This window comes from Streptomyces sp. NPDC094448 (assembly GCF_044763775.1).
Classification (GTDB): Bacteria; Actinomycetota; Actinomycetes; order Streptomycetales; family Streptomycetaceae; genus Streptomyces.
On record NZ_JBIWGU010000012.1, the window covers coordinates 159,278 to 183,379 of the forward strand.

Genomic DNA, 24,102 nt, shown 5'->3' on the forward strand with positions numbered 1-24,102 from the left:
GTCCGGTATACGAGCGCCCTACGGTGGACACGCCCAACGGGGCGCGCTACGCTCCGAGTTGGTCTAGACCTAGTTCTCTCCGCGATCGCCCCGCGCACTGTTCCCGGCGGGACCGGGATACCTGGCAGCGCGCCCGGCATCGCCCCGGGGAGTCCGCTGCGGCGCCGGAGGCACCCGAACCCGGCAAGGCCCGCGGAGGACGACCCGACCGCATGCGGCACCCCACCCACTCCATCCCCCCACTCATGGAGCACAGCATGCGCAACAGATTCACCGCGTCGCTGCTCGCCGTCGGACTGGCGGGCGTCACCCTGTTCACCGCCTCGGGCAGCGCCCAGGGCCACGGCTATGTCGACTCCCCCGTCAGCCGCCAGCAGTTGTGCGGTAACGGTACGGTGCTCGACTGCGGCCAGATCGAATGGGAGCCGTGGAGCGTCGAAGGCCTCAAGGGCTTCCCGCAGCGCGGGCCCGCCGACGGCACGATCTGCGCCGGCGGCAACGGGCGCTTCTCCGAACTGGACGATCCTCGCGGCGGCGCCTGGCCCACCACCCGGCTGACGGCCGGCCGGGAGCACACTTTCGTCTGGCGGATCACCGCCAAACATGCCACCACGGACTTCCGGTACTTCGTCACCAAAGACGGCTACAACCCCGCGAAGAAGCTGGCCCGGGCCGATCTGGAGCCGCAGCCGTTCCTGACGGTGCCCTTCGGAGGCGCACGTCCCGGAGCCACGGTCACGCACTCCGGCGTACTCCCCCAGAAGTCGGGCCGTCATCTGATCGTCGGCGTGTGGACCGTCGCCGATACCGAAAACGCCTTCTACACCTGCTCCGACGTCCAGTTCTGACCGTTCCCACCGTTCCCACCGTTCCGGCCGTTCCGACCGCTCCGGCCGTTCCGGAACCCGGGGCTGCCGGGCGCCTGCCGAGGCGCCCGGCAGCCGTCCGGGACGGAGGTCAGGCGCCGTCCAGCCAGCCGCGGCGGCCCAGTTCGGCGACGAACCGGCCGTAGGCGTCCTCCAGGGCAGCCCGTTCGGCCGGGACCGGTTCGGTCACGGCCGACGCCGCCCCGGGGCCGCCGGTCATGGCGGCGGCGCAGGCGGCGAGGGAGGTGTGGAGGGTGCCCGATGCGGCGAGGAGCGCGGCGCCGAACGCCGTCTCCGCCCGCTCGGCGACCTGAACCGGCCGGTCGAGGACGGTGGCCCGGATCGCGTTCCACACCGGGCTGCGGCTGCCGCCGCCCGCCGCGAAGAGCGGACCGGAGACCGGGACGCCCAGGCTCCGCACCCGTTCGACTGCCAGCCGTTCGAGGAAGGCGACGCCTTCCAGCGCGGCCCGGTGGGCGTCGGCCCCGTCCTCGGGCGCACCCAGCGCGAAGCCTCGCGCGCCGGGCGCGACAAAGGGGAACCGCTCCCCTTCCCGGCGGAGCGGATAGCGGAGGTACGAGGCCGGGCCCCGCTTCCGGGCCGCCCGGTCCAGGGCCGCGATCCGCGGCGCGGGCAGCGGGGCGAGGGCTTCACCGCCGGTGTTCGACGCCCCGCCGGGCAGCCACCAGCCGTCGGGGTGGCGGTGGCTGTAGAGGGCACCGGCCGGATCGCGGACCAAAGTGGTGGTCACCCCCTTGAGGACGTACGTCGTCCCCAGAACGCCGACGAACTGCCCCGGTGCGACGGCCCCGGTGGCGAGCTGCCCCGCGCAGCCGTCGGTCATCCCGAGCCGTACGGAGCAGCCCACGGGCAGTCCGGTGGCCGCGGCCGCGGCCCGGCCGACCGTCCCCGCCTCGGTCCCCGGCGCACCCACATCGGGCAGCAGGGCGACGGGGAAGCCGAGGGCGGCGAAGACCTCCTCGGCCCACTGCCCGGAGCGCGGGTCGTAGCCGGTCTTGAGGGCGTGGCTCCAGTCCGCCGGGACGGAGCCGCCGGTCAGGGCACGGCCGATGACCTCGGGTGTGTGCAGCACCCGGCGCAGGGCCGGACCGTGGGTGTGCAGACATCCGACGGCCCGGCCGAGGGCGGCGGTCGGCCCCACGGCCAGGCCCAGGGCGTCCCAGCGGGCGGCCCCGAGCCGCTGTGCCTCGGCGTTGGTCCCGGCGGCGCGCCGGTCGTCGTACATCAGGGCGGGGCCGAGGAGCCGTCCGCCCGCGCCGGTCGGGACGATCGTGCCGGAGGTGGCGGAGACCGCGACCGCCACCACTTCCCGGCCGTGCGCGGGCAGTCCGTCCGTGATGCGGCGGAGCGCGGCCTCGACGGCGGGCCACCAGGCACGGGCGTCCTGTTCGCTGGTGCCGCCGGGGCCGCGCACCGGCGGTGGCAGTGGTTCCCGGGCCTCGCCGTGCACCCGGCCGCGTCCGTCGGCGCAGAGCGCCCGGACCGCCGCGGTGGCCACGTCGACGCCGATCACGACCGGGCAACTGCTCATGGGTGAGGGGGTCCTTTCGGCGCACGGCGGAACGGCGGAACGCGGCACCTCCACGGCTCTGCTCTGCTCCGCCCTGCTCGGTTCGGGTCCCGGGCCTGGACCAGGTCCAGGTCCGGGTCCAGGTCCAGGTCCAGAACTTGGTCCCGAACTTGGTCCTGGTCCGATGCCGGTCCGGTGCCGCGACCCGCCCGGACCAGAACATGTTCCCGGCCGGGTGGAATTCACACCCGGCCGAACATCGCAGGGGTGCCGCCGGGGCGGTTCAGCCCGCGACGGGAACGACCGTCACCTCGGTGTGCTCGCGCAGCCCGGCCAACAGCTCGCCGTCGACCCCGTCGTCGACGATCAGCTCGTCGAGACCGGCCACCGGGCCGACCCGGTGGAGCGCGGTACGCGCCGTCTTGGTGTGGTCGACGAGCATCAGCTTCCGGGCGGCCGAGTTGAGCATGGCGCGTTTGACCAGCACCACATCCTGTTCCTGGTGGTAGGCCATCCGGGCGTCCAGCGCCGAGGCGGAGACCGCGACCAGATCCACCGCGAGGGCTTCTATCGCCTCCACGCACGGTATGCCGAGGAAGGCGTCATGGGTACGGGAGTACTCGCCGCCCAGGGCGATCAGCCGGACGCCCTCCGCCTCGGTGAAGACGTCCACCACCCGGCGGGCGTTGGTGACCACCGTGAGCGGTACGCGGCCGGCCAGCAGCCCGGCCATCGCGAGGACCGTGGTCGAATCGTCGAGCATCACCGACATGCCCGGCTCGACGCGGGCGGCCGCGGCCCTGGCCACGGCCTCCTTCTCGGCCGTGTTGATCCCGAGCCGGTAGCCGAGACCGGCCGCGACGACCGTGGCCGGCCGGGCCGACGCGCCGCCCCGCACGCGCCTCAGCAGCCCGCGGCGTTCCAGGGCGTCGAGGTCACGGTGGACGGTCATCAGGCTCACCCCGGCCAGCGCGGCGAGGTCGATGCCGGTCGCGGTGCCGTGCTCCGTCACATGGGCGGCGATGAACCGCCGGCGTGCTTCGGCGGAGTTGCCGGCCGCGGGTCTCTCGGTCATGGGTCTCCCGGTCATGGGTGGGTGGTCTCCGTCGTGGCGGGGCCGGGGCCGGTCACGGCCCGGCAGGCGGGGACGTTCAGGGTGTGGTGGGGACGTTGAGCGAGTAGAGCGCGGCGCCGGCGGCGGCGAACCGGACCTCGGTGACGGCGCCGTTGTCGAGCCGGGGGAAGAGCTGCCGGTACTGCCCGAGGGGCAGTCCCAGCAGGGCGCAGAGGGCGATCCTCAGCAGGGTGCTGTGGGCCACGACCAGGACCGTGCCGTCGGAGTGGCGCTCCGTCAGGGCGCGCAGCGCGGCGGTGGCGCGGGCGGCCGCGGCGGGCAGGGGTTCCGAACCGGGGAAGCCGCCCGTTCCGGCGTCCTCGCGGAAGCGCCGTACCGCCTCCGGATTCTCGGCGGCCATCTCTGCGATGGTCCGTCCCTCGCCCCAGCCGAAGTCGATCTCCCGCAGCTCTCCGACGATTTCGGTCCGGAGCCCGAGGGCATCGGCGGCGGGCTCCGCGGTGAGGCGGGCACGGCCGAGCGGGGAGGCGGCGACGGCGTCCACCCCGGCCCGTACCGCCCAGCGGCCGAGGGCGGCCCCCTGGGCCCGGCCCTTCGGAGTGAGGGCGACGTCCGAGGTTCCGGCATAGCGGTTCTCCGCATGCCACTCGGTCTCGCCGTGGCGAACGAGGAGGAGACGGGAGGTCATCGGGGCTCCTTACCCAGGGACGGACCGGCGGCCGGATCCGGGCGGCCACGGCAAGAACAACAAGAACAAAGGAACCCGGCAGACCTGAGGACTCGCCGGGGAACGCACGGCAGCGGGAAGGAGGCGGCGACCGCCACGGGCAGCGGCGGGCGGAGGGTCGTTGCCGCTCCACATCACCGCTGTTAAATTTAACAGACGATCTCTCAAACAGGCCCGGGTCCTTCGGACGGAGCCGGTCCGCTCCTCAAGAGGGCCCCGGCCGGGCCGGGGCCATGGCTGCTCCGCTCTCGTTCTGCTCCGCCTGCCCCGCAGAAGGAACGGTGTTCATGCGTATCCTCGCCGCCGGTGACCATTTCGTCCGCCCCGATCTGATCCGTACCGCCCTCGCCCGGGAGCTGCCGGGGACCGGCGGCGAGAGTCCGGAGGTCACCGAGCTGACCCTGCCCTGGCCTTATGAGCCCTTCGGCTCCGTCGGTGGCGTCCAGGAGGCGAGCGGTACGGAGGAGGAGCTGATCGGGGCCCTGTCCGGGGTGTCGGTCTGTGTCACGCAGATGGCGCCGTTCACCGGGCGGGTGCTCGCGGCGGCGCCCGCGCTCCGGCTGGTCGCGGTCTCCCGGGGCGGCCCGGTCAACGTCGACCTCGCCGCCGCAACCCGGCACGGTGTCGCGGTCAGCTTCGCCCCGGGCCGCAACGCCGCCGCGGCGGCCGAGTTCGCCGTGGGGCTGATGCTCGCCGCGATGCGCCGGATCGGCACGGCGGACGCCGAGCTGAAGGCCGGCCGGTGGCGCGGCGATCTGTACGCGTACGAGGAGGGCGGCAGCGAACTCGCCGGTGCCACGGCCGGTCTGGTCGGCTACGGCGCCATCGGCCGGATCGTCGCCCGGGTCCTGCTGGCCTTCGGCGCCCGGGTGCTGGTCGCCGACCCGTACACGGACCCGGTCGCCGCGGCGGCCGACGGCGTGGAGCCGGTCGAGCTGGACGCGCTGCTGCGCCGCAGCTCGGTGGTGAGCCTGCACGCCCGGCTCACCGAGGAGACCCGCGGTCTGATCGACGCCCGGCGGCTCGGTCTGCTGCCGCGCGGCGCGGTCCTGGTCAACTCGGCGCGCGGCGGGCTGCTCGACCACGCCCCGCTGCCGGAACTGCTGCGCAGCGGTGCGCTCGGCGCCCTCGCCCTCGATGTGTACGACGTCGAGCCGCCGCCCGCCGACTGGCCGCTGCGGAACGCCCCGAACGTCATCACCACCCCTCATCTGGCGGGCGCCACCCGGCAGACGGCCCACCGGGCGGCGGCGATCACCGCGGCCGAGGTGGGGCGCTTCGTCCGCGGCGAGCCGCTGGCGCATCCTGCCAACCCCGAGGTTCTCGTGGCGGACCGGTCATGACCGGGGCCGCCGGACCGGGCGCGCCCCGGGGGCCGCGGACGGAACGGTTCCGTGCTCCCGCGCGACCGGGCGGGGAAGGGGGCCGGCCGTGAGTACGGTCCTGGGAGTCGATATCGGCACATCGGTCACCAAGGCCGTCCTCTTCGACGAGGAGGGCGTGCCGCTGGCATCGGCGGCCCGGCCGTCCCGGCTGGACCGGCTGCCCGGCGGGCGGGTGGAGCAGGACCCCGACGATGTCGTGGCGAGCGTCCGGTCGGTGGTGCGCCGGGTGGTGTCGGCGGCCGGACGCCCCCCGGAGGCGCTGGCCCTGACCGGGCAGGGCGACGGGCTGTGGCTGCGGGACGGGGCGGGGCGGCCGGTGCGGCCCGCGATCTCCTGGCTGGACGCGCGGGCCGCGGAGCTGGTGACCCGTTGGCTGGCGGACGGCACGATCCGCCGGGCGTACGCGTACACCGGATCGGGGATGTTCCCGGGCTGCCACGGGCCCCTGCTGCACTGGCTCCAGGAGCACGAGCCGGAGAGCCTCGCCCGTGCCGCCACCGCCGGGTACTGCGTGGACACCGTCGCGGAGCGGCTGACGGGCCGGGTCTGTCTGGACGCTTCCGACGCCACGCTCCCGTTCCTCGACCCCCGCACCCGGTCGTACGCCCCCGACGCGCTGGCCGCCTGCGGGCTGGCGGAGCGGGCCGGGCTGCTGCCGGAGCCCGCCGCCCCGGGGACGGTCCTCGGTCTCGACGCCCGGGGCGCCGCGCTGCTCGGGCTCGCCGAGGGCCTGCCCGTGGTCGCCGGCCCGTACGATCTGCCGGCCTGTGCCGTGGGCAGCGGGGTACGGGAGCCGGGCGACGGGCTGCTGATCCTCGGTACGACCCTGGCCTGCCAGGTGCTGACGGACCGGGTCGACCTCGACCCGGCGGCGGAGCCCGCCGGGATGTGGCTCTGCACTCCGGCCCCCGGGCGCTGGCTGCGGGCCATGCCCGCGATGGTCGGCACCGCGGCACTGGAGTGGGTGCTCGCGCTGGTCGGGGCGGATACGGACGCGGTGGACACGCTGCTCGCCGCGAGTCCGCCCGGGGCGCGGGGGGTCCGCGCCCTGCCGTTCCTGTCCGAGGCGGGCGAGCGGGCCCCGTTCGTGGAGCCCGCGGCGCACGGCAGGCTCGACGGGCTGAGCCTGGCCACCGGCCCGGCGGACGCCGTCCGCGCGGTGTGCGAGGCGATCGCGTACGCCGCCCGGCACTGTCTGGAGACCGCGGGGCTCAGCGGCACCCTGGCGCTGTGCGGCGGGGGCGCCCGTTCGGTGATGTGGGCCCGGCTGATCGCGGATGTGCTCGGCAGACCGGTCCGGATCCCGCTGGCCGAACAGGTCGGTGCGCTGGGCGTGGCGGCGGTCGCGCGCAGCGCGCTGAACGCTTCCTCACCGTCTCCGGTCTTCGCCGGCGCGCCGCCGTCGGCTCACCGGACCGTCGATCCCGGCGCCGGGAACACCGCACGGTACGAGGAGGGGTACGCCCGCTACCGGACCGAACTCGCCCGGGTCAGGGCCCGCTGGAGCGAAGGCGGTCCCCCGAGGCGCTGATCACCGGCCCGGCCCAGTACCCGGTGCGGGTTCCGGAGCCGTGACGGACCCTCGTCACACGGGCAGTCCGGTCCGTCCGCCCTGGTCCGCCCTCTCGTCCCTCTGCCGGTCCGTCCGGCTGCCGAGCCACGATTCCGGAGGATTCATGCGGCTGTCCGTACGCTTGCGGCTCCCCGCCCTGCTGGCCGTCACCGTCCTCACCTCGGCGCTGCTGACCGGCCGGGGTACGGCGGGAGACCTGGGACCGGCCGCCGTCCCGGCCGGGCGGGCGCAGCCGCTGCCCGCGGTGATCGACGGCGGTGCCTGGCGGTCCGGTCATCTCCAGGGGATGGCCCTGGACCGGGCCCGCGGCTCGATGTACTTCTCGTACACCGACCGGCTGGTGAGAACGGATCTCCGGGGGCGGCCGATCGGGTCGGTCACCGGTGTCCCCGGCCATCTGGGGGATCTCGACCTCCACCCCGGCGACGGGCGGGTGTACGGGTCCCTGGAGCACAAGGCGGGGAACGCGTTCTACATCGCCGTCTTCGATCCCGACCGGATCACCCGGATGGATATGGACGCCCGGACCTCCGGGGTGATGACGACCGTCCATCTCCAGCAGGTCGCCGACGACTACACCGCCGATATGAACGGCGACGGGGTCTTCGACGGCAATACCGGCAATACGCCCGACCACCGGTACGGGACGAGCGGTATCGACGGGGTCGCCTTCGGTCCCGCCCTCGGACCGGGCGACGGCCTGCGGCTGACCGTGGCCTACGGGATCTACTCCAACACGGCCCGGTCGGACAACGACCACCAGATCCTGCTCCAGTACGACACCGCCGACTGGGCCCGCTACGAGCGGCCGCCGGGCGGAGCCGAGCCGCATCGCAGCGGTCCGGCCTCGTACAGCGGCCGCTATTTCGTCCATACCGGCAATACCACGTACGGGGTGCAGAACCTGGCCTGGGACCCGGCGACCCGGAACTGGCTGCTGGCGGTCTACCAGGGGAAGAAGCCGGCCTTCCCGAACTACACCCTCTTCGTCGTCGACGGCGCCGTCCCCGCCCGTCCGGGGCTGATCCGCGGTCAGGCCGTTCCCAGGCCGGGCAATCTGCTGCGGCTGGAGCCGACGGGGCTGCTCCATCCCCCCAGCGGGATCCACGGTCGGCGGGGCGGCGGCCAGTACGGCCTCGTCCCCGTCGGCGACGGGACCCACTACGTCGCCGAGACGGGGACGGAAAGCGCGAAAAGCGCGGCAAGCTCGGACGGCGTCACACTCCAGAAGGGACGCGCGGTGCTGCATCGCTGGACGGGAGCGGCGGATCCTTTCGAGCCGGTGGTTCCGCGGGATCGGGCCGTCCGGCGCTGACCGGCGGGACATGCCGTAGCAGCACCGCGACCAGTCCCGCGGTGACCAGGGCGAATCCGGCGCTGAGGACCGAAGCCCCCTGGAGGCCGCTGGTGAACGCCGCCTTGGCGGTGGCGGCCAGGGCATCGCCGCCGGGCATCCGCTCGGCCAGGGCCAGCGCGGCGCCGAGGGTGTCGCGGGCCTCGTCGGGGGCGCCCCCGGGCATCCGGGCCCGGTAGACGGCCGTCGCCACGCTGCCGGTGACCGCGATGCCCAGGGCGAGACCGAGGTCGTACGCCGTCTGGCCGGTGGCGGCCGCCGCGCCCGCCTTCTCCGGGGGCGCCGCGCCCACGGCGAGTCCGGTGCCGAGGACGCTGATCGGGGCCACCCCGAACATGACGACGGTGAGACCGAGGGAGACCGGGAGGACCCCCTCGGCGACGGCGAGGACGGTGTAGCCGCCGAGGGCCACCACCAGTCCGCCGACGATGACCAGGGCCGGGCGGAACCGGGCGGCCAGTACGGGGGTGAGCTGGGAGCCCAGGACCAGCCCGGCCGCCCCGGGGATCAGCCAGAGCCCGGCGGCGAGCGGTGAGAGTCCCCCGACGGACTGGAGGTACTGCGGCACCAGGTACTCGACGCCGTTCAGGGCGGTCATCCCCAGCAGCAGCGCCAGCAGCGCACCGGCGAAGGCGCGGTCGCGGAACAGCCGCAGTTCCAGGAGCGGACGGGCGAGCCGGTTCTGGCGGCGGGCGAACGCCACCGCGAAGGCGGCCCCGACGGCCGACGCGAACGCCGTTCCGGCGCCGGGTCCCTGCCCGGCAGCATCCTTGACGGCATAGATCAGCGGGAGGACGGCAAGAAGGAACAGGGCCACGCTCACCAGGTCGAGCCGTCCGGCGTCCGGGTCGCGGTACTCGGGCAGCAGCACCCGGGCCAGCAGCAGGACCGGCACCATCACGGGTATCCCGATGAGGAAGACGGACCCCCACCACCAGTGGTCGAGCAGCACACCGCCGATGACCGGCCCGGCGGCCAGGCCCACCGACAGCGCGGTCACCCACATGGCGATGGCCGTGGCCCGCTGCCGGGCGTCGGTGAACATATGACTGATCAGGGCGAGGGTGGAGGGGAGGACCGCGGCACCGGCGACACCCAGCAGGGCCCGGGCCAGGATCAGCATCAGGGGGCTGGTGGCATAGGCGGCGAGCAGGGAGGCGGCGGCGAATCCCGCGGAGCCGTACAGGAGCAGTCTGCGGCGGCCGATGCGGTCGCCCAGGGTGCCCATCACAACGAGGGTTCCGGCGGTGAGGAAGCCGTAGACATCGGTGATCCAGAGGAGTTCGCCGCCGGTCGGCCGGAGGTCGCCCGCGAGGAAGGGCGTGGCCAGCCAGAGGACGCCGAGGTCGGCGGTCATCAGGGTGACGGGCAGCAGCAGGACGGCGAGGCCCAGCCAGGGGCGGCGGACGCCCCCGGCGGGCACGGTTGCGGGGCTCATACGGAGGCCTTCGTTCCGTGGTGGTCGGGACGGGGTCGGGGATACGGGCCGGACGGGGGGATCACGGCCGCCTCCGCCTGCGCGAGGAGGGCGAGGACGCGCGCGGGGCGCTGGTGTGCCGGGATTCCGGAGAGTTCGGTGCCGTGGACGAGGCGGACGGTGGCGTCCTCGATACCGCAGAAGCGGGAGATCCCGACCCGCAACTGGAGGTCGAGGGCGGCGCCCAGGCCGCTGTCGGCGTAGTCCGCCGCCCCGGCTCCGGCGAGCCCCAGCCAGACCATCCGCTTTCCGGCGAGCCGGGGCCTGGACCGGCCGTACGCGAAGCCGTAGTTCCACACCCGGTCGATCCATCCTTTGAGGACGGCCGGTACCGAGTACCACCAGACCGGGAAGACGACCACGATGTCGTCGGCGGCGGCGATCCGGTCCATATGGGCCCGCACCTCGGGCGAGTACCGTTTGTCGCGGTTCTCCCAGTCGGGTTCGTCGGCGGGGGTGAGCCGGGGGTCGAAGCCCTCCTCGCGGAGGTCGAGGAGGTCGACGGTGGCGCCGTTCCCGGTGAGCCGGTCCCGCAGCCGGGCGGCGGTGCGCGCGGTGAGGGAGTCCGCCCGCGGGTGGGCGACGACGAGGAGGGTGTGCCGGGGCGCGCCGGCCCCGCGGTCAGATGCCAAGGCCCGAACCTCCGCTCACGTCGAGGTTCTGGCCGGTGACCCAGCGGCCGTCGGAGGAGGCCAGGAAGGCCACCGCGTCCGCGACGTCCTCGGGCTGCCCCACCCGGTTGAAGACGGAGAAGGCGGCGGCCGCGGCCTTGGCCCCGGCGTCGGCCATCCACGGGTGGATATCGGTCTCGATGGTGCCCGGGGAAACGGCGTTGACCGTGATACCGCGGGAGCCGAGGGTCTGCGCCAGGGTGAGTGTGAGCACCTCGACGGCGCCCTTGGCGGCGGCGTAGGCCGTCATTCCGGGGAAGGCGACCTTGGTGACACCGGAGGAGATGTTGATGATCCGGCCGCCGTCGCGGAGCCTGCTCAGGCCCTTCTGGACGATGAAGAACGGGGCCTTGGCGTTGACGGCGAAGACCCGGTCGTAGTCGGCCTCGGTGACCTGGTCGATGGTGCCCGCCCCGGCGATGCCCGCGTTGTTGACGAGGATGTCGGCGCCGTCGGCGTGCTCGTCGAAGGCGGCCCACAGGGCGTCCGCGTCGCCGGGGACGCCGAGTTCGGTGCGGAGGGTGAAGCCGCTGCCGCCCGCCGCCTCGACGTCGGCGAGGGTCTTCGCGGCGGAGACCTCGTCGGCCGCGTAGTGGATGCCGACCCGGGCGCCTTCGGAGGCCAGGCGCAGGGCGATGGCCCGGCCGATGCCCCGGCCGGAACCGGTGACGAGCGCGGTCTTTCCGTGGAAACGCTGCATGATGTCGTCCTCTTCCCTGAGGTTCGCCGAGGTTCTGCGGGCCGTCCGCCCGGTGCGGCCGGCTGCTGATGACGAGAGTGCGCCGCGGGTGTTCGGGTCCGGCTCGGGAAGTGTTCGGGGGCTGTTCGGGCGGGGTTCGCGGCGGAGTTGTCCGGGGGTTCGGGGCGGGCGTGATGGCGGGGCGTGTGGCAGGGTGCCGAGGGCAGCGGCGGTGGCCGGGGTCCGGGCGATACGGGAGAAGGTGACGGCAGGTGTACGGGGAAGGCGGCCGGGACGGCGAAGCGGCGGGCGGACCGGGGGCCGTGGCGTCCCCGGGCCTCGCGTCCGGTGGTACGGGGTTCGACGGCGGTCCCGAGGGCGTCGGCTCCGAGGGCATCGCGTTCGAGGGCAACGGTCCCGAGGGCATCGCGTTCGAGGGCATCGGCTTCGGGATCCTCGGCGCGGTCACCGTATGGACCCGGGACGGGGCCGTACGGGTGCCCGAGCTGAAGGTCCGCACCCTCCTCGCCGCACTGCTCGTCGAACCGGGGCGGCCCGTCGCGGCCCATCGGCTGATCGACGATCTGTGGGGCGACGAAACCCCGGGCAATCCTCAGCGGGCGCTCCAGGCGAAGGCCTCGCAACTGCGCCGCGTGCTGGAGGAAGCCGTGCCCGGCGGACGCGCCCTGCTGGTCTCCCGGGCCCCCGGCTATCAACTCGTCCCGGGTGAAGGCGCCCTGGACGCCTCGGTGTTCCGGACCCTGGCGGCCCGTGCCCGCCGCACCCCCGACCCCGCGGTACGCGCCGGGCTCCTGGCCCGGGCGCTCGCGGTATGGCGCGGACCGGCCTTCGCGGACTTCGCCGAAGAGCCGTTCGCGCGCGCCACGGCGGCCCGCTGGGAGGAGGAGCGGCTGGTCGTCGTGGAGGACCGGGCGGAAGCGCGGCTGGCGCTCGGGGACCATGCGGCGCTGGCGGCGGAACTGGCCGGGCCGGTGGCCGCCCACCCGCTGCGCGAGCGGCTGCACGCGGTCCGGCTGCGGGCCCTGTACGCGAGCGGGCGGCAGGCGGAGGCGCTGGACGGCTATGCGTCACTGCGCCGGGTGCTCGCGGACCGACTGGGGGTCGATCCGGGCCCCGGGCTGGTCGCGCTGCACACCGCGATGCTGCGGCAGGATCCGGCGCTCGACGCCCCCCGGACCGCGGTGCCGGAGGTACGGACGGAACCGGCGGCGGCCACCGGCCCGGGCCGGGCGCTCGCCCCGGTCGGGCAGTTGGTCGGGCGGGAGGCCGCGGTGGCGGAGGTGGCCGGACTGCTGGCGTCCCGGCGGCTGGTGACGCTCACCGGTCCGGGCGGGGTCGGCAAGACCCGGCTCGCGCTGGCCGTGGCGGACCGGCTCGCGGACCGGTTCCCCGACGGGGTGCGGCTGGTGGAGCTGGCGGGCGCAGGCGGCGAACTCGCGGAGGCGGTGGCGGCGGGGCTGGGGCTGCGCGACGACGGAGTGTGGGGGGTACGGAGCCCGGGGCCCGCCGCCGGGAGACTGGCGGCCGCGCTGAGCGGCAGGCGGATGCTGCTGCTGCTCGACAACTGCGAGCATGTGGTGGACCGGGCGGCGGCACTGGTCGAACTGCTGCTGCGGCGCGCCCCGGGGCTGGTGGTCCTCACGACGAGTCAGGAACCGCTGGCGCTGGCCCCGGAGACGCTGTGGCCGGTCCCTCCGCTGGACCCGGACGCGGCGGTACGGCTGTTCGTGGAACGGGCCGCGGCCCGGAGTCCCGGTTTCCGGCTCGACGACGGCAACCGGGCAGCGGTGGCCGCCGTGGCCCGCAGGCTGGACGGGCTGCCGCTGGCGCTGGAGCTGGCGGCGGCCCGGGTCACAGCGCTGGGAGTACACCGGCTTCCGGCGCTGCTCGACGACCGCTTCCGGGTACTGCGCGCGGGCCGCCGGGACGCCCCGGCCCGGCAGCAGACCCTCCGGGCGATGATCGACTGGAGCTGGGGGCTGCTGAGCGGACCGGAGCGGGTGGTACTGCGGCGGCTGTCCCCGCATGCGGACGGATACACGCTGGAGGCCGCCGAGGCGGTGTGCACGGGCGACGGGATCGACGCGGAGGACGTCCTCGACCTGCTGGCCGGACTGGTGGACAGGTCGCTGGTGCAGGTGGTGGGCGACGGTGAGCGTTACCGGCTGCTGGAGTCGGTGGCCGCGTACTGCCTGGAACGTCTCCGGGACGCAGGTGAGCTGGCCGCCGTACGGACCCGGCATCTGGACTACGACGTCCGGCTCGCCGAATCGGCCGCGCCCCGGCTGCGCGGCTCCGGACAGTGGGAGCAGCTGACCGCGCTGGATGCGGAGCACGCCAATCTCCGCTGGGCCGTCGAGACCGCGGGGGCGTGCGGCGACAGCGACCGGGCGCTGCGCATCGCCACCGCGCTGACCTGGTACTGGGTGCTGCGGGGCCGGCTCGCGGAGGCCCGCAGAACACTGGCAGCGGTCCGGGAGCTGCCGGGCGGGGCGCCAAAGCTGCGGGCGCGGGCGCTGGTCGCCGGGGTCGCGGTGACCGTGATGGCCGGGGACAGCGGGAACCGGGCGGCGCTGATCGCCGCGGCGCTGGCGGAGACCGAGGCCGCGGCTGCCGTGGCGGACCGCGGCCCGGACCCGGGGCCCGCGGCGGACGGTGCAGCCGCGCCGGGCGCGGAGCTGACCCGAGCGCGCTGGCTGCTCGGACATGCGCTGCACGGTACGGGTGATGTCGCGGCCGGTGAGGCTCTCACCGGACCGGCCATCGACGGCTTCCGGCGGTTGGGCGACCGGTGGGGCGAGGCAGCGGCGCTGGCCGACCGGGCGGCCCAGAGACTCCTGCGGGGCGGGCTGGCGGACGCCCGTGCGGACGCGCAGCGGGCCGCGGAACTCTTCGACGGGGAGGGCGACGCGTGCGGAAAACTGTGGGTGGTCTTCCCTCTCACGGCGGTCGCCGAGATCCACGGGGACTATGCGACGGCCCGGCGGCTGCGTGAGGAAGGGCTGGCCACGGCGGAGCGGTTCGGTCTTTCGACGCAGATCCCGGAGCTGCTGTCGGGGCTGGGCCGGATCGCCCTGCTCGCCGGTGACTTCGCGGCGGCCCGGGACCACCACGAGCGGGCCCTGCGGGCTTCGACGGCGCTGGACTTCCGCTCGGGCGAGATCAACGCGCTGATCGGGCTGGGGCTCGGGGCCCGCCGCGAGGGGGATACGGAGGCAGCGGAGCGCCATTTGCGGGAGGTCCTGGACTGGCACCGTGAGGTGGGTCTTGAGGGGGGCAATGCCCTGATCCTGGCCGAGCTGGGGTTTCTGGCGGCAGGGGCGGGCGACGCCGGGAAAGCGCTCCGGCTCCAGTCGGAGGGGTATGCGGCGGCGGTGTCGACGCGCGATCCGCGGGCGGTGGCGCTGGCCCTGGAGGGGTTCGCGGACGCGTTGGCGGCTGCGGGCCGGGGCGAGCCCGCGGCCCTGCTGCTGGGCTGCGCGGACGCGGCCCGGACGGCGACGGGTGCGCCGCTGGCGTCCGCCGAGCGGGGGGATGTCGACCGGGTGACGGCGGCCGTACGGCCCGCGCTGGGGGGCGCGGTGTTCGCGGCGGCGTTCGCGCGCGGCGCCCGGCTGGCCCCGGAGGCGGCGCTCGCGGCGGCCGGGGTGCCGGTCTGAACCGCCCCGGGCCCGGCGGCAGTGCCGCCGGGCCCGGGGTCCGGGCCCGTGCCGCGACCCCGGCCCGGGCCCCGGGCTCCCGGCTCAGGCCTGGGCTCGCCGGACGACGACGGAGGGGTCGAGCACGACCGGGTTGGCGGTGGCGGGGGTGTCGTTGACGAACCCCGCCACGGTCCCTTCCAGGAAGCCGCCGCTGACGGTGACGACGGGTGCGTGGCCGATGCGGATGCCGTAGTCCGGGGAGACCCGGTCGGTCCCGCTGCTGCCGCGGTCGTTCTTTCCGGTGACGGCGACGAAGCCGCTGATGATCACCGGCGGGTGGGGGGCGGTCGCCTCGCCCAGGACCCGCAGACCGGCGGCCTTGTCGGCGGTGCTGCCGTGACGTCCGTCGCGGCGGGCGTAGCAGCCGGAGAAGAGCACGGGCCGGTTGGCGGCGCCCTTGGCGGTCAGGTGCCAGCCGTCGCCGCCGTTGCGGTCGGTGGAGCAGGCGTTGTAGACGATGCCGTCGCTGTAGCGCTGGAGGCGGAAGCCGTGGAGACGATTGAAGACGCTGCGGCAGTTGGTGTACGTGGTGTCGCCGGGGGCGACATGGTAGTAGCCCGTGTTGCACTCGCCGGCCAGACAGTCGGTCAGCTGCGCGTCGGTGAGGCTGTCCAGGTGGAAGCCGTGGCTGGGGGTGGCCGCGTCGGCGTCCTTGATATTCCAGCAGGTGACCTCGTTGAGCCGCCAGCCCTTGGCGAAGTAGGTGTTGCCGTCGGCGCGGACATGGGGCCTGGTGTGGACGGCGTGCCCGTAGAACTGCCAGAAGGTGCAGCGGTCGATCCGCAGGTCGCGGACGACGCCTTCGGCGAGGAGTCCGCCGACTCCCGGCGCGGAGACTCCGTTGAACGCCAGGTCGACCAGCCGGATGCCGTCGGGGTCGGCGGTGAGCGCGGTGCGGCCGGGGACGCCCTTCTCCTTGTCCGGTATGTGAATCAGGACATCGCCGGTGAACTGGCCGGAGAAGGGCTTGATGCAGGAGGGCGCCGCGGTTTCGTAGGGCCACCGGCCCGCGTGGGCGCCGCGGACGGTGACATTGGCCGTGGAGAGGACCAGGGTCTGCTTCGTCTTGTACTTCCCGCGCGGCAGATAGACCGTGTCGCCCTCCTCCGCGGCGTCGAAGGCCGCCTGGAGCGCGGGCCCGTCGTCGGCGGCATCGTTGCCCAGTGCGTTGTACGGTGCCTCGGTCACGTCGATCCAGCCGCGCCCGCTGCCGGGGGCCCCGGCCGTCCCGGCGGAGTTCGCGGCGTGTGCGGTGCCCGTGCCCAGGGCGACCGCAGGGACGGCAGCGGCGGCGGTCCCGGCGAGCAGTGCCGCTCGGCGGCTGAGCCCGCTGTCCCGGCCGCGGGGGTCCATCCGTTGGTGCTGAGACATCTGTCGTTCTCCTCCGGGTCCGTGTCGGCGGTGCGCGGGCCGGCCGTGGGCGGGCCCGTGCGGGCGGCGCGCGCCGGACCGGCCGGCCTCCCGTGCATGATCATCCGATACGGCCGGAGCAGAGCAACAGGTATCCCGTGATGGCCCGGCCCGGACGGCGACGGCCGGAGGCGGGTGCCTCCGGCCGTCGCGTTCGGGTGGGGCGGTGGCCGGCCGGGGTCCCGGAGGACCGGCGGGCGGCCGTGGTCGCGGGCCGGTTCACCCGCGGGTTGCGCCGGGTCAGTTCACCCGCAGCAGCCGGTTGGGCGAGCCCGGACCCGGGTTGACGACCACACCGGGAGTGGCCGCCGCCACCAGGGCGGAGCCGACCTGCGCGGGCGGCGCGGTCGGGTTGTTGCCGAGGTGGAGCGCAGCGGCGCCCGCGACATGCGGCGCGGCCATCGACGTGCCCGAGATGGTGTTGACCGCCGTGTCACTGGTGTTCCAGGCGGAGGTGATGTTGGTGCCGGGCGCGAAGAGGTCGAGTATCGCGCCGTAGTTGGAGAAGCCGGAGCGGGCGTCCGTGTTGGTCGTCGAGCCGACCGTCAGCGCCTCGCCGACGCGTGCCGGGGAGAAGTTGATCGCGTCGAGGTTGCTGTTGCCCGCGGCGACTGCGACGGTCACTCCGGCGTTGATGGCTCCGCGGACGGCGTTGTCGATGGTGGTGTTCGCCCCGCCGCCGAGGCTCAGGTTCGCCACGGCGGGCCTGACGGCGTTGCGGGCGACCCAGTCGACGCCTGCGACGACGCCCGCGATGGTGCCGGACCCGGCGTTGTTGAGCACCCGTACGGCGACGATCCGGGCGCGCTTGGCGACACCGTAGGAGGTGCCTGCGACCGTACCGGCGACATGCGTGCCGTGGCCGTTGCCGTCCTGGGCGACGTTGTCGTTGTCCACGGCGTCGTAGCCGTTGACGGCCCGGCCGCCGAAGTCGCTGTGCGAGATCCGGACCCCGGTGTCGATGATGTAGGCGCTGACGCCCGCGCCGGCCGAGTCCGGATAGGTGTAGCGCTGGTCGAGCGGCAGCCTCGGCTGGTCGATCCGGTCGAGACCCCATGAGGGCGGGTTGATCTGGGTGGCCTGGATGCTGACGGTCTGGTCCTGGGCGACGGACGCCACCCGGGGGTCGGCGGCCAGTCTCTTCGCCTGCCGTTCGGAGAGGTTGACCGCGTAACCGTTGATGGCCTTGGTGTAGGTGCGCTTGACGACCGCGCCGTACTGCTTCGCGAGCGCACGGCCCTCGGCGGAGCCCGAACGGACCTGGCTGTCGCGGAGGGTGACGATGTAGCTGTCCTTGACCGCGGTGGGCGCTCCGGCGTCGACGATCCTGCCCTCACGCGGTTCGGGTGCCGCGGTTGCGGGGAGCGCGGTCACGAAACCGAGGGTCAGGGCGGCCGCGAGGGCGGCGCCGAGGGGGGAGAAAGTCCGCCGGGAACGGCCGCTGTCACGTCGGCCGTGATACTGCGTCACTGCCATCAGAGGGATCCTCCTCATCGGTGGTGCGCTGGTGGGGGGTGGTGCGGGTGGATCGTTGTGCGGCTCCACGGATGTGTCACACACCCAGAGACGGTCAGGAACATGTCAACTCCTGCCGTCAGCACCACACCCTGACGCGACGACGGCGATTGCACAAGAGGGGACCGCCCCGAACTCCCGGGCACCACACGGGAAGAGCGCGCCGGGACCTGCGCCGCGCGGACGATCGGCGCAGGCAGACAGGCGTACGAGGGGCCGCCGGTGGCGGAGTGTTACAGGCGTATGGCGTTTTCGTACGGCGCCTCCGCCGTCGGCTCCGCCGGGGTGCCCGGCCCGTGCGCCGGGGGTGGACACCGCACCCCCCGGGGACGCGTCGGGGCCGGGGAGACGGCGGGCCCGGCGCCGGGAACCGCGCAGCATGCGGCCGGGTGCGGCGTCCGGAGCGCCGGATGAGCGGCGCGGTCCGGAGCCGTGGCCCTTCCGGGGCCGGACGGGCCGTCGCCGGGGGCGCGCATCGGTGCGCACCCCCGGCGGCGGCCGGTCCGGGCCTCCGGCTCAGTAGGGGCCGAAGACGTTGTCGATGGAGCCGTAGCGGTCGGCCGCGTAGTTGGCGGCGGCGACGATGTTGGCGACCGGGTGGAAGGGGTCGTTCGGGGTGCCCGGGACCCAGTAGGCGCGGAACGTCGGGTCGATCACCTGGAGCAGCCCCTTGGACGGGGTGCCGTTGACCGCGTTGATGTCCCAGTTGTTGACGGCCAGCGGGTTGCCGCTGGACTCGCGCATGATGTTGCGGTGCAGCCCCTCGTAGGTACCGGGGATGCTGTTGAGGCGCATCACGTCGAGCGCCTCGATGATCCAGCCGTTGAGGGTGCCGGCATAGGCGGCGGGAGCGGCCTGCGGTGCCGCCGCGGGGGCGGAGGCGGCGGAGGCGGTGCCGGGAACGGCGAGGGCGAGCGTGACGGCCAGGGCACCGGCGGCGGCGAGCCCTCCGGCCCGGGCCCGGCGGCGGGGCCGGGTGGTGCGCGTGCTGAGTACGGACATACCGGGGAGCCCTTCGGATGGGGAGGCCGCACACGGGGACGGGAGCGGAGCGCTCCGGTGGCGGCGTGGGCAGATTCTTAGCGGTGACGGGGAGCGCTAGCAACGCGCTCACTGCTAACCCGGATAGTGGAGGAACCCCCGGCGCCGGGCGCCGCATCGCAGCCGCGGGGAAACACAGGGAGACCACAGCGGCCGAAAACCACTAAGAGTCGTCGTATGTGATGTACGTCCCAGAACAAAACGCCCAGGCGATATGAGGAATATTCAGCGACATGTCCGGAATGCCCCTAGGGGGTGTTCGGGGCCCGTCTCGCGGCCCGCACCCCGCGGCACGGGGCCGGCGTACCCGACGGAGCGCATCGGCCCCGGCAGCGTGCAGCCGTCTCGCCGCCGGTCCGGGTACGGAACAAGCCGAGGGACCCACCCCCGTAGGGCCCCTCGGCTCCGCTCACCTGCTCACGGCCGGGCCTGCGGCCCGTTTCCCGACAGCGTGAACGTGGCCATACAAAGCCTTGTGCGCGTAGATTGCAAGCGACAAGGTATGCACTGGCCGCAGATTGCGGGAAGTGTCGACAAGGAGGTGCGGATGGCCCGGGAGCGTTCCGGCCGGACCGTGGCGCACCTGGTGCTGGCCACCCGGCTCACGGTGCTGCGCGAGGCCGCGGGGCTCTCCCGGGAGCAGGCGGCCCGAGCCCTCGGGGCCCATTCCGCGACGGTCCGCCGGATCGAGCAGGCGCAGACCTCCCTGGACGACGGGCAGGTCCGCACCCTGCTGACGGCCTACGGCGCGACCCCGGCCGAGACCCGGGAGATCCTCGGACAGCTGTCCGCCGCCAACCGGCCCGGATGGTGGCATCCCTGGAGAGCCGTCATGGACCCCTGGCAGTTGGATCTGATGAGTGTGGAGTCGGCGGCCCGGATCGTCCGGAGCTGGGATCCGGCGCTGGTGCCCGCCCTGCTGCGCACTCCGGCGTACGCGCGCGCCGTCGACGACGTCCTGCGCCCCGATCTCTCCCCCGCCCAGCGGGACCGGCGGGCCGAGCTGCTGGTCGAGCGCCGGGAGAGGCTGCGGGAGCAGCGGACCCGGGTCTGGGTGCTGATGACGGCCGCCGCGCTCCGGACGCAGGTCGGCGGCACCGGGGTGATGGCCGAACAGCTCGCGGCCCTGCGGGTCGCCGCCGACCAGCCGGACGTGACGCTCCAGGTCCATCCGCTCGACCGGCCGCCGCACGCCCTGACCGGGATTCCCGCGCTGACGTTCTTCCGGGTCGAGGTGCCGGGGATCCCCGACCATGTGGTCCGCGAGGGCGGGCTCCCCGGCACCGCCGACGTCTGGAAGGCCGATCCGGCCGTGGTGACCTACCGTCGGCTGCTCGACTACTCCTGCGCCACCGCGCTCCATCCCGACACGTCGAAAGAGGCACTGGTATGAGCGAACCGACCGAACAGCCCCCGCGGATCGACACATCCGTCGCCCACAGCGCCCGGGTGTGGAACTACTGGCTGGGCGGAAAGGACTGGTTCGACGCGGACAAGGCGGCGGGCGACGCCTATCGGGAGAAGTACCCGCTGATCGAACCCTTCGCCCAGGAGTCGCGGGGCTTCCTGGTCCGTACGGTCACCTGGCTGGCCCGCGAGGCCGGGATCCGGCAGTTCCTCGACGTCGGCGCCGGGCTGCCGACCGCCAACAACACCCACGAGGTGGCCCAGCGGATCGCGCCCGATTCCCGGGTGGTCTACGTCGACCACGATCCGCTGGTGCTGCTGCACGTCCACGCGATGGGCCGGAGCACCAGCGAGGGGGCGATGGACTACGTCCTGGCGGATATGCGCGATACGGACGCCGTCCTGGCGGGCGCCGCCCGGACGCTGGATCTGTCCCGGCCCGTCGCCCTGGTGATCAACGATGTCCTGGGTCATATCGTGGAGTGGCCCGACGCCCTGGGGCTGGTGCGCCGGCTGGTGGACCGGCTGCCCGCGGGAAGCTATCTGTCGCTCAGCCACTCGACCGCGTCGGACGAGGAGCACCGCCGGGTGCAGGACGCGTACAACAGCTCCGGGGCGATCCCGTACATCTTCCGCGAACCGGAGGTCACCCGGGCCTTCTTCGACGGGCTGGAGCCCGTCGACCCCGGATTCGTCTGCTGGCCCGACTGGCGGCCCGATGCCACCACCGGCCGGCTGACCGAGCGCGCCGGCTGGGGCGGCGTGGCGCGCATCCCATGACCGCAGGCGGTGCGGGGCGGCCGGGGCCCGTCCCTCCGGTCCCGGCCGAGGGACCGCAGGAGCGTACGGCGGTACGGCGGCTGATCCATGCGGCCGCCCATTCCTCGGCGCTGCTGATCGCCGAGGCCGCGGCGCTGACCGGCGGCTGGGCCGTGCTGGTGGATCCCCTGGCGGGCGCGGTGCACAGCACACCCGGCAGTGCGGCGCCCTCGGGGGTCCGGGGCGCGGCGCACCCCCGCGCCCATCCGCATCTGACGGTCCGCCCGGTGGCCGGGGCGGTGCTGGTGGTCTGCCCCGGCCGCGGTACCCCGGCCGAGCGTACGGAGCTGATCGCCGCGACCGTCACGGATCTGCTGCGGGTCCAGGCCCGGCGGGCGGACGAGACCCGGGCGGCCGAACAGCGGCTGCACCGTGCGGTGCTGCGGCTGCTGCGGGACGGCCGGCACCGGGCGGCTCTCGACGTCCTCGGCGGTACGGACGCCACCCATGCCACGGTCTACCGTCTCACCGGGACCACCGCCCGCACCGCGCACCAGGCGCTGTGGCGCGCGCTCCGGCCGGGCGTCGAGCGCACCCGGGTCCTGGTCTGCGCGGAGGACACCGAGCTGACGGTCCTCGCGCTCCACGAAACTCCCGGTGACCCGCATCCCGCGCACGCTGTGGTCACCCGGATCGCGGAGCAGTACCGGCTGGCGGGCGGCGCGGCGCCGCCGGTGGCGCTGGACCTGGTCCCGGCGGCCTGGGCCGAGGCCGGCCGGGCGCATCCCGCCCCGGCGGGCGGCCGGCTGGCGGCGGCGACGGGCCTGGGCGAGCACGATCTGCTCCGGGTCGTGCCCGCCGGCCGGCTCGCCGTCTGGTCGGCGGCGGTCCTCCGGCCCCTCGACCGGGAGCGGCGCAGGATCCTCGCCGCCCGGCTGCGTACGGGATCGGCCCAGGCAGCCGCCCCGGCCGTCGGTCTGTCGGAGGGCACGGTCCGCGCCAGGCTGCGCGAGATCGGTCCGCTGCTCGGGGCCGATCTCGGGCACCCCACGATCGCGGCCCAACTGCTGCTGGCGGTAAGGGCGTCCGCCGGCCCGGCCCCGTCCGCGGCGCTGCGGCCGGTGGCGGTGCCCGCGCTCCCCGCCGCCCTGCTGACCGCCGAGGAGGCCCGCGACTGGGCCGCGGCCCTGCTGGCTCCGCTCGACGCCCGGCTCCGGATCGCCCTGCGCCACTGGCTGGGGCACCACGGCCGTACGGCTCCCGCCGCCGCCGAACTCGGGGTGCACCGCACGACGCTGGGCAACTGGCTGGCCGAATGCGGTGAACTTCTGCGCCTCGACCCGGCGTCGGTGACCGTACGGACGCAACTGCACCTGGCTGTCGAGACGGTGGCGGGTCCGGACGACGTACCGTCGGGGTTGCCGCGGCGGGGCGGCCGTACCTATCGGGCACCGCAGCAGTGATACGGGCGGGCGGCGGGGGCGCCCGGTCGGAGCCGGGCGCCCCCGCCGCATTGCCGGATCGGCACCGTGTGCGTTGCCGGTGTCGTCAGCGGGTAGCGGCCCGGGGTGCGAGGGTGCCGGCGGAGACGAAGCGGTAGTCCCGCTCCAGCAGCCCTTCGAGTACCGCGGGCAGGGCGCGGACGCTCTGGCGGCGGTCGCCGCCGCCGTCGTGCATCAGGATCATGGAACCGGGCCGCACATGGTCGAGCACGGTCCGGGTGATCTTCTCGGGGCCCGGCCGGGCCCAGTCCCACGAGTCGACGTCCCAGAGCGCCAGCGCGGGTCCGCCGGCCAGGAGTTCGCTCAGCATCTCGGGGGTGCGGCAGCCGTAGGGCGGGCGGAAGACCGTGGGTACGGTGCCCACCGCCCGGTCGAAGGCATCGGCGGTCCGGTCGATCTGGAGCCGGAACTGCCGGGCGGTGAGATCCGGCAGGAAGGGGTGGGACCAGGTGTGGTTGCCGAGGCTGTGGCCGGCGTCGACGATCCGCCGCACCTCGTCGGGGAGGGCGTTCACATGCAGACCGACGCAGAAGAAGGTGGCGTGGACGCCGTAGCGGGCGAGGAGGCCGAGGACCTCCCGGGTGTGCGCGGGGTCCGGGCCGTCGTCGAAGGTGAGGGCGATCTCCCGGCGGTCGCGCGGACCGTGCCGGAAGCAGCGCCCCGCCCGGGTCAGTTCGGCCTCGGCGCCGGCGCTGCGCCGGATGCCGTCGTGGTAGTCGTCGTCCCGGCCCGTCTGCCCGCCGCCCTCGGCGGTCAGCGGGGAGAGCCCGGTCAGGCCGCGTCTCGCCCGGTCGGCCAGGGACAGCGCGGGTACGGAGCCGAAGTCGGGCCGCTCGGGCAGTTCCCAGGGGTCGGCACGGTGGACGTCGAGACCGGCGGCCGTGAACAACCCGTCGACCAGCCCGTTGGTGCTTTCGACCACGACCGCGAGCGGCTCCCCCGCCTCCCGGCCGGTCCGCTCCAGCCAGTCCGTCAGCCCGGCCACCCGCTCGGCGCCCCAGCGCGTGGGGGCCTGGGACCGCTCCCCCGAGTCGTCGACGATCTCGACCTCGTAGCCGTCGGCGGTCCAGGCGATTCCCGCGTACTGCATCTGTACTTCCTCCTGGCTGGCCCGGGAACGGCGGTGCGCCCCGGGTCGGGTCGGTCGGGGGTCCGGGCGGGCCGGACGGAAGGGGGCGGATACGGCCGGACCCCACCGGAGGCGTACCGGCCGCCGATACCGGGGGCATACGGGACGTACGGCATCCGGCGCAGTCGGGGTCGGCGGACCCGATGAAACGTTCCGGTGTCCGAAAAAGGACAGGTACGCGGAAGCGGTGCGGCCGGAGAAACTTCAGCCGCTCCGGCTTGCTGCGTGTGCTCTTGGTGCACCCACTCTGACGAGGGATTTCTTCTCAGGGACCGAGGC

Annotated in this window: 18 protein-coding genes; 8 read left to right on the forward strand and 10 right to left on the reverse strand. The window is 74.5% G+C overall.

Annotated elements, in window-relative coordinates; translation table 11 throughout:
- Nucleotides 1-257: 257 nt before the first annotated feature.
- A complete protein-coding gene (locus ACIQ9E_RS23825) occupies nucleotides 258-848 on the forward strand; it encodes a lytic polysaccharide monooxygenase (protein ID WP_403710109.1) in 591 nt (196 codons plus the stop codon).
- Nucleotides 849-957: 109 nt separating this feature from the next.
- On the opposite strand, the gene ACIQ9E_RS23830 is transcribed toward ACIQ9E_RS23825, so the two are convergent.
- From ACIQ9E_RS23830 to ACIQ9E_RS23840, 3 genes are all read right to left on the reverse strand, one after another.
- Complete coding sequence (locus ACIQ9E_RS23830; RefSeq protein ID WP_403710111.1) at nucleotides 958-2,418, reverse strand: FGGY-family carbohydrate kinase; 1,461 nt, start codon at nucleotides 2,416-2,418, stop codon at nucleotides 958-960.
- Between the two features lie 262 nt (nucleotides 2,419-2,680).
- Complete coding sequence (locus tag ACIQ9E_RS23835) at nucleotides 2,681-3,472, reverse strand: DeoR/GlpR family DNA-binding transcription regulator (protein WP_403710113.1); 792 nt, start codon at nucleotides 3,470-3,472, stop codon at nucleotides 2,681-2,683.
- A gap of 76 nt (nucleotides 3,473-3,548) precedes the next feature.
- Nucleotides 3,549-4,160, reverse strand: coding sequence for a histidine phosphatase family protein (locus tag ACIQ9E_RS23840; RefSeq protein ID WP_403710115.1), 612 nt, complete (start codon nucleotides 4,158-4,160; stop codon nucleotides 3,549-3,551).
- A gap of 326 nt (nucleotides 4,161-4,486) precedes the next feature.
- On the opposite strand from ACIQ9E_RS23840, the gene ACIQ9E_RS23845 reads away from it, so the two are divergent.
- The 3 genes from ACIQ9E_RS23845 to ACIQ9E_RS23855 all read left to right on the forward strand — a co-directional run bounded on the left by ACIQ9E_RS23845 (nucleotide 4,487) and on the right by ACIQ9E_RS23855 (nucleotide 8,472).
- Nucleotides 4,487-5,542 carry a 2-hydroxyacid dehydrogenase gene (locus ACIQ9E_RS23845; RefSeq protein WP_403710117.1) on the forward strand — a complete coding sequence of 352 codons (1,056 nt, stop codon included), beginning with the start codon at nucleotides 4,487-4,489 and terminating at the stop codon, nucleotides 5,540-5,542.
- Between the two features lie 88 nt (nucleotides 5,543-5,630).
- Nucleotides 5,631-7,115 carry an FGGY family carbohydrate kinase gene (locus ACIQ9E_RS23850; protein ID WP_403710119.1) on the forward strand — a complete coding sequence of 495 codons (1,485 nt, stop codon included), beginning with the start codon at nucleotides 5,631-5,633 and terminating at the stop codon, nucleotides 7,113-7,115.
- Nucleotides 7,116-7,260: 145 nt separating this feature from the next.
- Entirely contained in the window at nucleotides 7,261-8,472 is a 1,212-nt protein-coding gene (locus tag ACIQ9E_RS23855; protein ID WP_403710121.1) for a hypothetical protein, read from the forward strand.
- Here ACIQ9E_RS23855 and ACIQ9E_RS23860 read toward each other — a convergent pair.
- Genes ACIQ9E_RS23860 through ACIQ9E_RS23870 form a run of 3 tightly spaced genes read right to left on the reverse strand, consistent with a single transcriptional unit; the run spans nucleotide 8,375 to nucleotide 11,359 of the window.
- Nucleotides 8,375-9,949: an MFS transporter gene (locus ACIQ9E_RS23860; RefSeq protein ID WP_403710123.1), complete on the reverse strand. Its 1,575-nt coding sequence runs from the start codon at nucleotides 9,947-9,949 to the stop codon at nucleotides 8,375-8,377. The two genes, ACIQ9E_RS23855 and ACIQ9E_RS23860, sit on opposite strands and share 98 nt — an antisense overlap.
- A complete protein-coding gene (locus ACIQ9E_RS23865; RefSeq protein WP_403710125.1) occupies nucleotides 9,946-10,620 on the reverse strand; it encodes an NAD(P)H oxidoreductase in 675 nt (224 codons plus the stop codon). The genes ACIQ9E_RS23860 and ACIQ9E_RS23865 overlap by 4 nt, the downstream gene beginning before the upstream one ends.
- Entirely contained in the window at nucleotides 10,610-11,359 is a 750-nt protein-coding gene (locus tag ACIQ9E_RS23870; protein ID WP_403710127.1) for an SDR family NAD(P)-dependent oxidoreductase, read from the reverse strand. Before ACIQ9E_RS23870 ends, ACIQ9E_RS23865 begins: the two co-directional genes overlap by 11 nt.
- A 251-nt stretch (nucleotides 11,360-11,610) precedes the next feature.
- On the opposite strand from ACIQ9E_RS23870, the gene ACIQ9E_RS23875 reads away from it, so the two are divergent.
- The gene (locus ACIQ9E_RS23875) at nucleotides 11,611-15,018 is read left to right on the forward strand and encodes a BTAD domain-containing putative transcriptional regulator (RefSeq protein ID WP_403710129.1); all 3,408 of its coding nucleotides are present in this window, start codon (nucleotides 11,611-11,613) and stop codon (nucleotides 15,016-15,018) included.
- 84 nt (nucleotides 15,019-15,102) lie between these two features.
- On the opposite strand, the gene ACIQ9E_RS23880 is transcribed toward ACIQ9E_RS23875, so the two are convergent.
- The 3 genes from ACIQ9E_RS23880 to ACIQ9E_RS23890 all read right to left on the reverse strand — a co-directional run bounded on the left by ACIQ9E_RS23880 (nucleotide 15,103) and on the right by ACIQ9E_RS23890 (nucleotide 18,987).
- The gene (locus tag ACIQ9E_RS23880; protein ID WP_403710131.1) at nucleotides 15,103-16,431 is read right to left on the reverse strand and encodes a glycosyl hydrolase family 28-related protein; all 1,329 of its coding nucleotides are present in this window, start codon (nucleotides 16,429-16,431) and stop codon (nucleotides 15,103-15,105) included.
- Nucleotides 16,432-16,710: 279 nt separating this feature from the next.
- Nucleotides 16,711-17,946: a S8 family peptidase gene (locus tag ACIQ9E_RS23885; protein ID WP_403710133.1), complete on the reverse strand. Its 1,236-nt coding sequence runs from the start codon at nucleotides 17,944-17,946 to the stop codon at nucleotides 16,711-16,713.
- A gap of 555 nt (nucleotides 17,947-18,501) precedes the next feature.
- Nucleotides 18,502-18,987 carry a transglycosylase SLT domain-containing protein gene (locus tag ACIQ9E_RS23890; protein WP_403710135.1) on the reverse strand — a complete coding sequence of 162 codons (486 nt, stop codon included), beginning with the start codon at nucleotides 18,985-18,987 and terminating at the stop codon, nucleotides 18,502-18,504.
- A 586-nt stretch (nucleotides 18,988-19,573) separates the two neighbouring features.
- On the opposite strand from ACIQ9E_RS23890, the gene ACIQ9E_RS23895 reads away from it, so the two are divergent.
- Genes ACIQ9E_RS23895 through ACIQ9E_RS23905 form a run of 3 tightly spaced genes read left to right on the forward strand, consistent with a single transcriptional unit; the run spans nucleotide 19,574 to nucleotide 22,655 of the window.
- Nucleotides 19,574-20,419, forward strand: coding sequence for a helix-turn-helix domain-containing protein (locus tag ACIQ9E_RS23895; protein WP_403710137.1), 846 nt, complete (start codon nucleotides 19,574-19,576; stop codon nucleotides 20,417-20,419).
- Nucleotides 20,416-21,213, forward strand: a complete 798-nt coding sequence (locus tag ACIQ9E_RS23900; protein ID WP_403710139.1) for an SAM-dependent methyltransferase — start codon at nucleotides 20,416-20,418, stop codon at nucleotides 21,211-21,213. The genes ACIQ9E_RS23895 and ACIQ9E_RS23900 overlap by 4 nt, the downstream gene beginning before the upstream one ends.
- Nucleotides 21,210-22,655 (forward strand): helix-turn-helix domain-containing protein, encoded by a 1,446-nt coding sequence (locus ACIQ9E_RS23905; protein WP_403710141.1) that lies wholly within the window; start codon nucleotides 21,210-21,212, stop codon nucleotides 22,653-22,655. The genes ACIQ9E_RS23900 and ACIQ9E_RS23905 overlap by 4 nt, the downstream gene beginning before the upstream one ends.
- A gap of 85 nt (nucleotides 22,656-22,740) precedes the next feature.
- Here the strand turns inward: ACIQ9E_RS23905 and ACIQ9E_RS23910 are convergent, their stop codons facing one another.
- Nucleotides 22,741-23,784 carry a polysaccharide deacetylase family protein gene (locus ACIQ9E_RS23910; RefSeq protein ID WP_403710143.1) on the reverse strand — a complete coding sequence of 348 codons (1,044 nt, stop codon included), beginning with the start codon at nucleotides 23,782-23,784 and terminating at the stop codon, nucleotides 22,741-22,743.
- Nucleotides 23,785-24,102: the final 318 nt, after the last annotated feature.

What these genes read in the sequence shown, in the direction of transcription:
- ACIQ9E_RS23825 (WP_403710109.1), top strand. Translation starts at nt 258, where the DNA reads ATGCGCAACAGATTCACCGCGTCGCTGCTCGCCGTCGGACTGGCGGGC.
- ACIQ9E_RS23830 (WP_403710111.1), bottom strand. Translation starts at nt 2,418, where the DNA reads ATGAGCAGTTGCCCGGTCGTGATCGGCGTCGACGTGGCCACCGCGGCG.
- ACIQ9E_RS23835 (WP_403710113.1), bottom strand. Translation starts at nt 3,472, where the DNA reads ATGACCGAGAGACCCGCGGCCGGCAACTCCGCCGAAGCACGCCGGCGG.
- ACIQ9E_RS23840 (WP_403710115.1), bottom strand. Translation starts at nt 4,160, where the DNA reads ATGACCTCCCGTCTCCTCCTCGTTCGCCACGGCGAGACCGAGTGGCAT.
- ACIQ9E_RS23845 (WP_403710117.1), top strand. Translation starts at nt 4,487, where the DNA reads ATGCGTATCCTCGCCGCCGGTGACCATTTCGTCCGCCCCGATCTGATC.
- ACIQ9E_RS23855 (WP_403710121.1), top strand. Translation starts at nt 7,261, where the DNA reads ATGCGGCTGTCCGTACGCTTGCGGCTCCCCGCCCTGCTGGCCGTCACC.
- ACIQ9E_RS23860 (WP_403710123.1), bottom strand. Translation starts at nt 9,949, where the DNA reads ATGAGCCCCGCAACCGTGCCCGCCGGGGGCGTCCGCCGCCCCTGGCTG.
- ACIQ9E_RS23870 (WP_403710127.1), bottom strand. Translation starts at nt 11,359, where the DNA reads ATGCAGCGTTTCCACGGAAAGACCGCGCTCGTCACCGGTTCCGGCCGG.
- ACIQ9E_RS23880 (WP_403710131.1), bottom strand. Translation starts at nt 16,431, where the DNA reads ATGTCTCAGCACCAACGGATGGACCCCCGCGGCCGGGACAGCGGGCTC.
- ACIQ9E_RS23885 (WP_403710133.1), bottom strand. Translation starts at nt 17,946, where the DNA reads ATGGCAGTGACGCAGTATCACGGCCGACGTGACAGCGGCCGTTCCCGG.
- ACIQ9E_RS23890 (WP_403710135.1), bottom strand. Translation starts at nt 18,987, where the DNA reads ATGTCCGTACTCAGCACGCGCACCACCCGGCCCCGCCGCCGGGCCCGG.
- ACIQ9E_RS23895 (WP_403710137.1), top strand. Translation starts at nt 19,574, where the DNA reads ATGGCCCGGGAGCGTTCCGGCCGGACCGTGGCGCACCTGGTGCTGGCC.
- ACIQ9E_RS23900 (WP_403710139.1), top strand. Translation starts at nt 20,416, where the DNA reads ATGAGCGAACCGACCGAACAGCCCCCGCGGATCGACACATCCGTCGCC.
- ACIQ9E_RS23905 (WP_403710141.1), top strand. Translation starts at nt 21,210, where the DNA reads ATGACCGCAGGCGGTGCGGGGCGGCCGGGGCCCGTCCCTCCGGTCCCG.
- ACIQ9E_RS23910 (WP_403710143.1), bottom strand. Translation starts at nt 23,784, where the DNA reads ATGCAGTACGCGGGAATCGCCTGGACCGCCGACGGCTACGAGGTCGAG.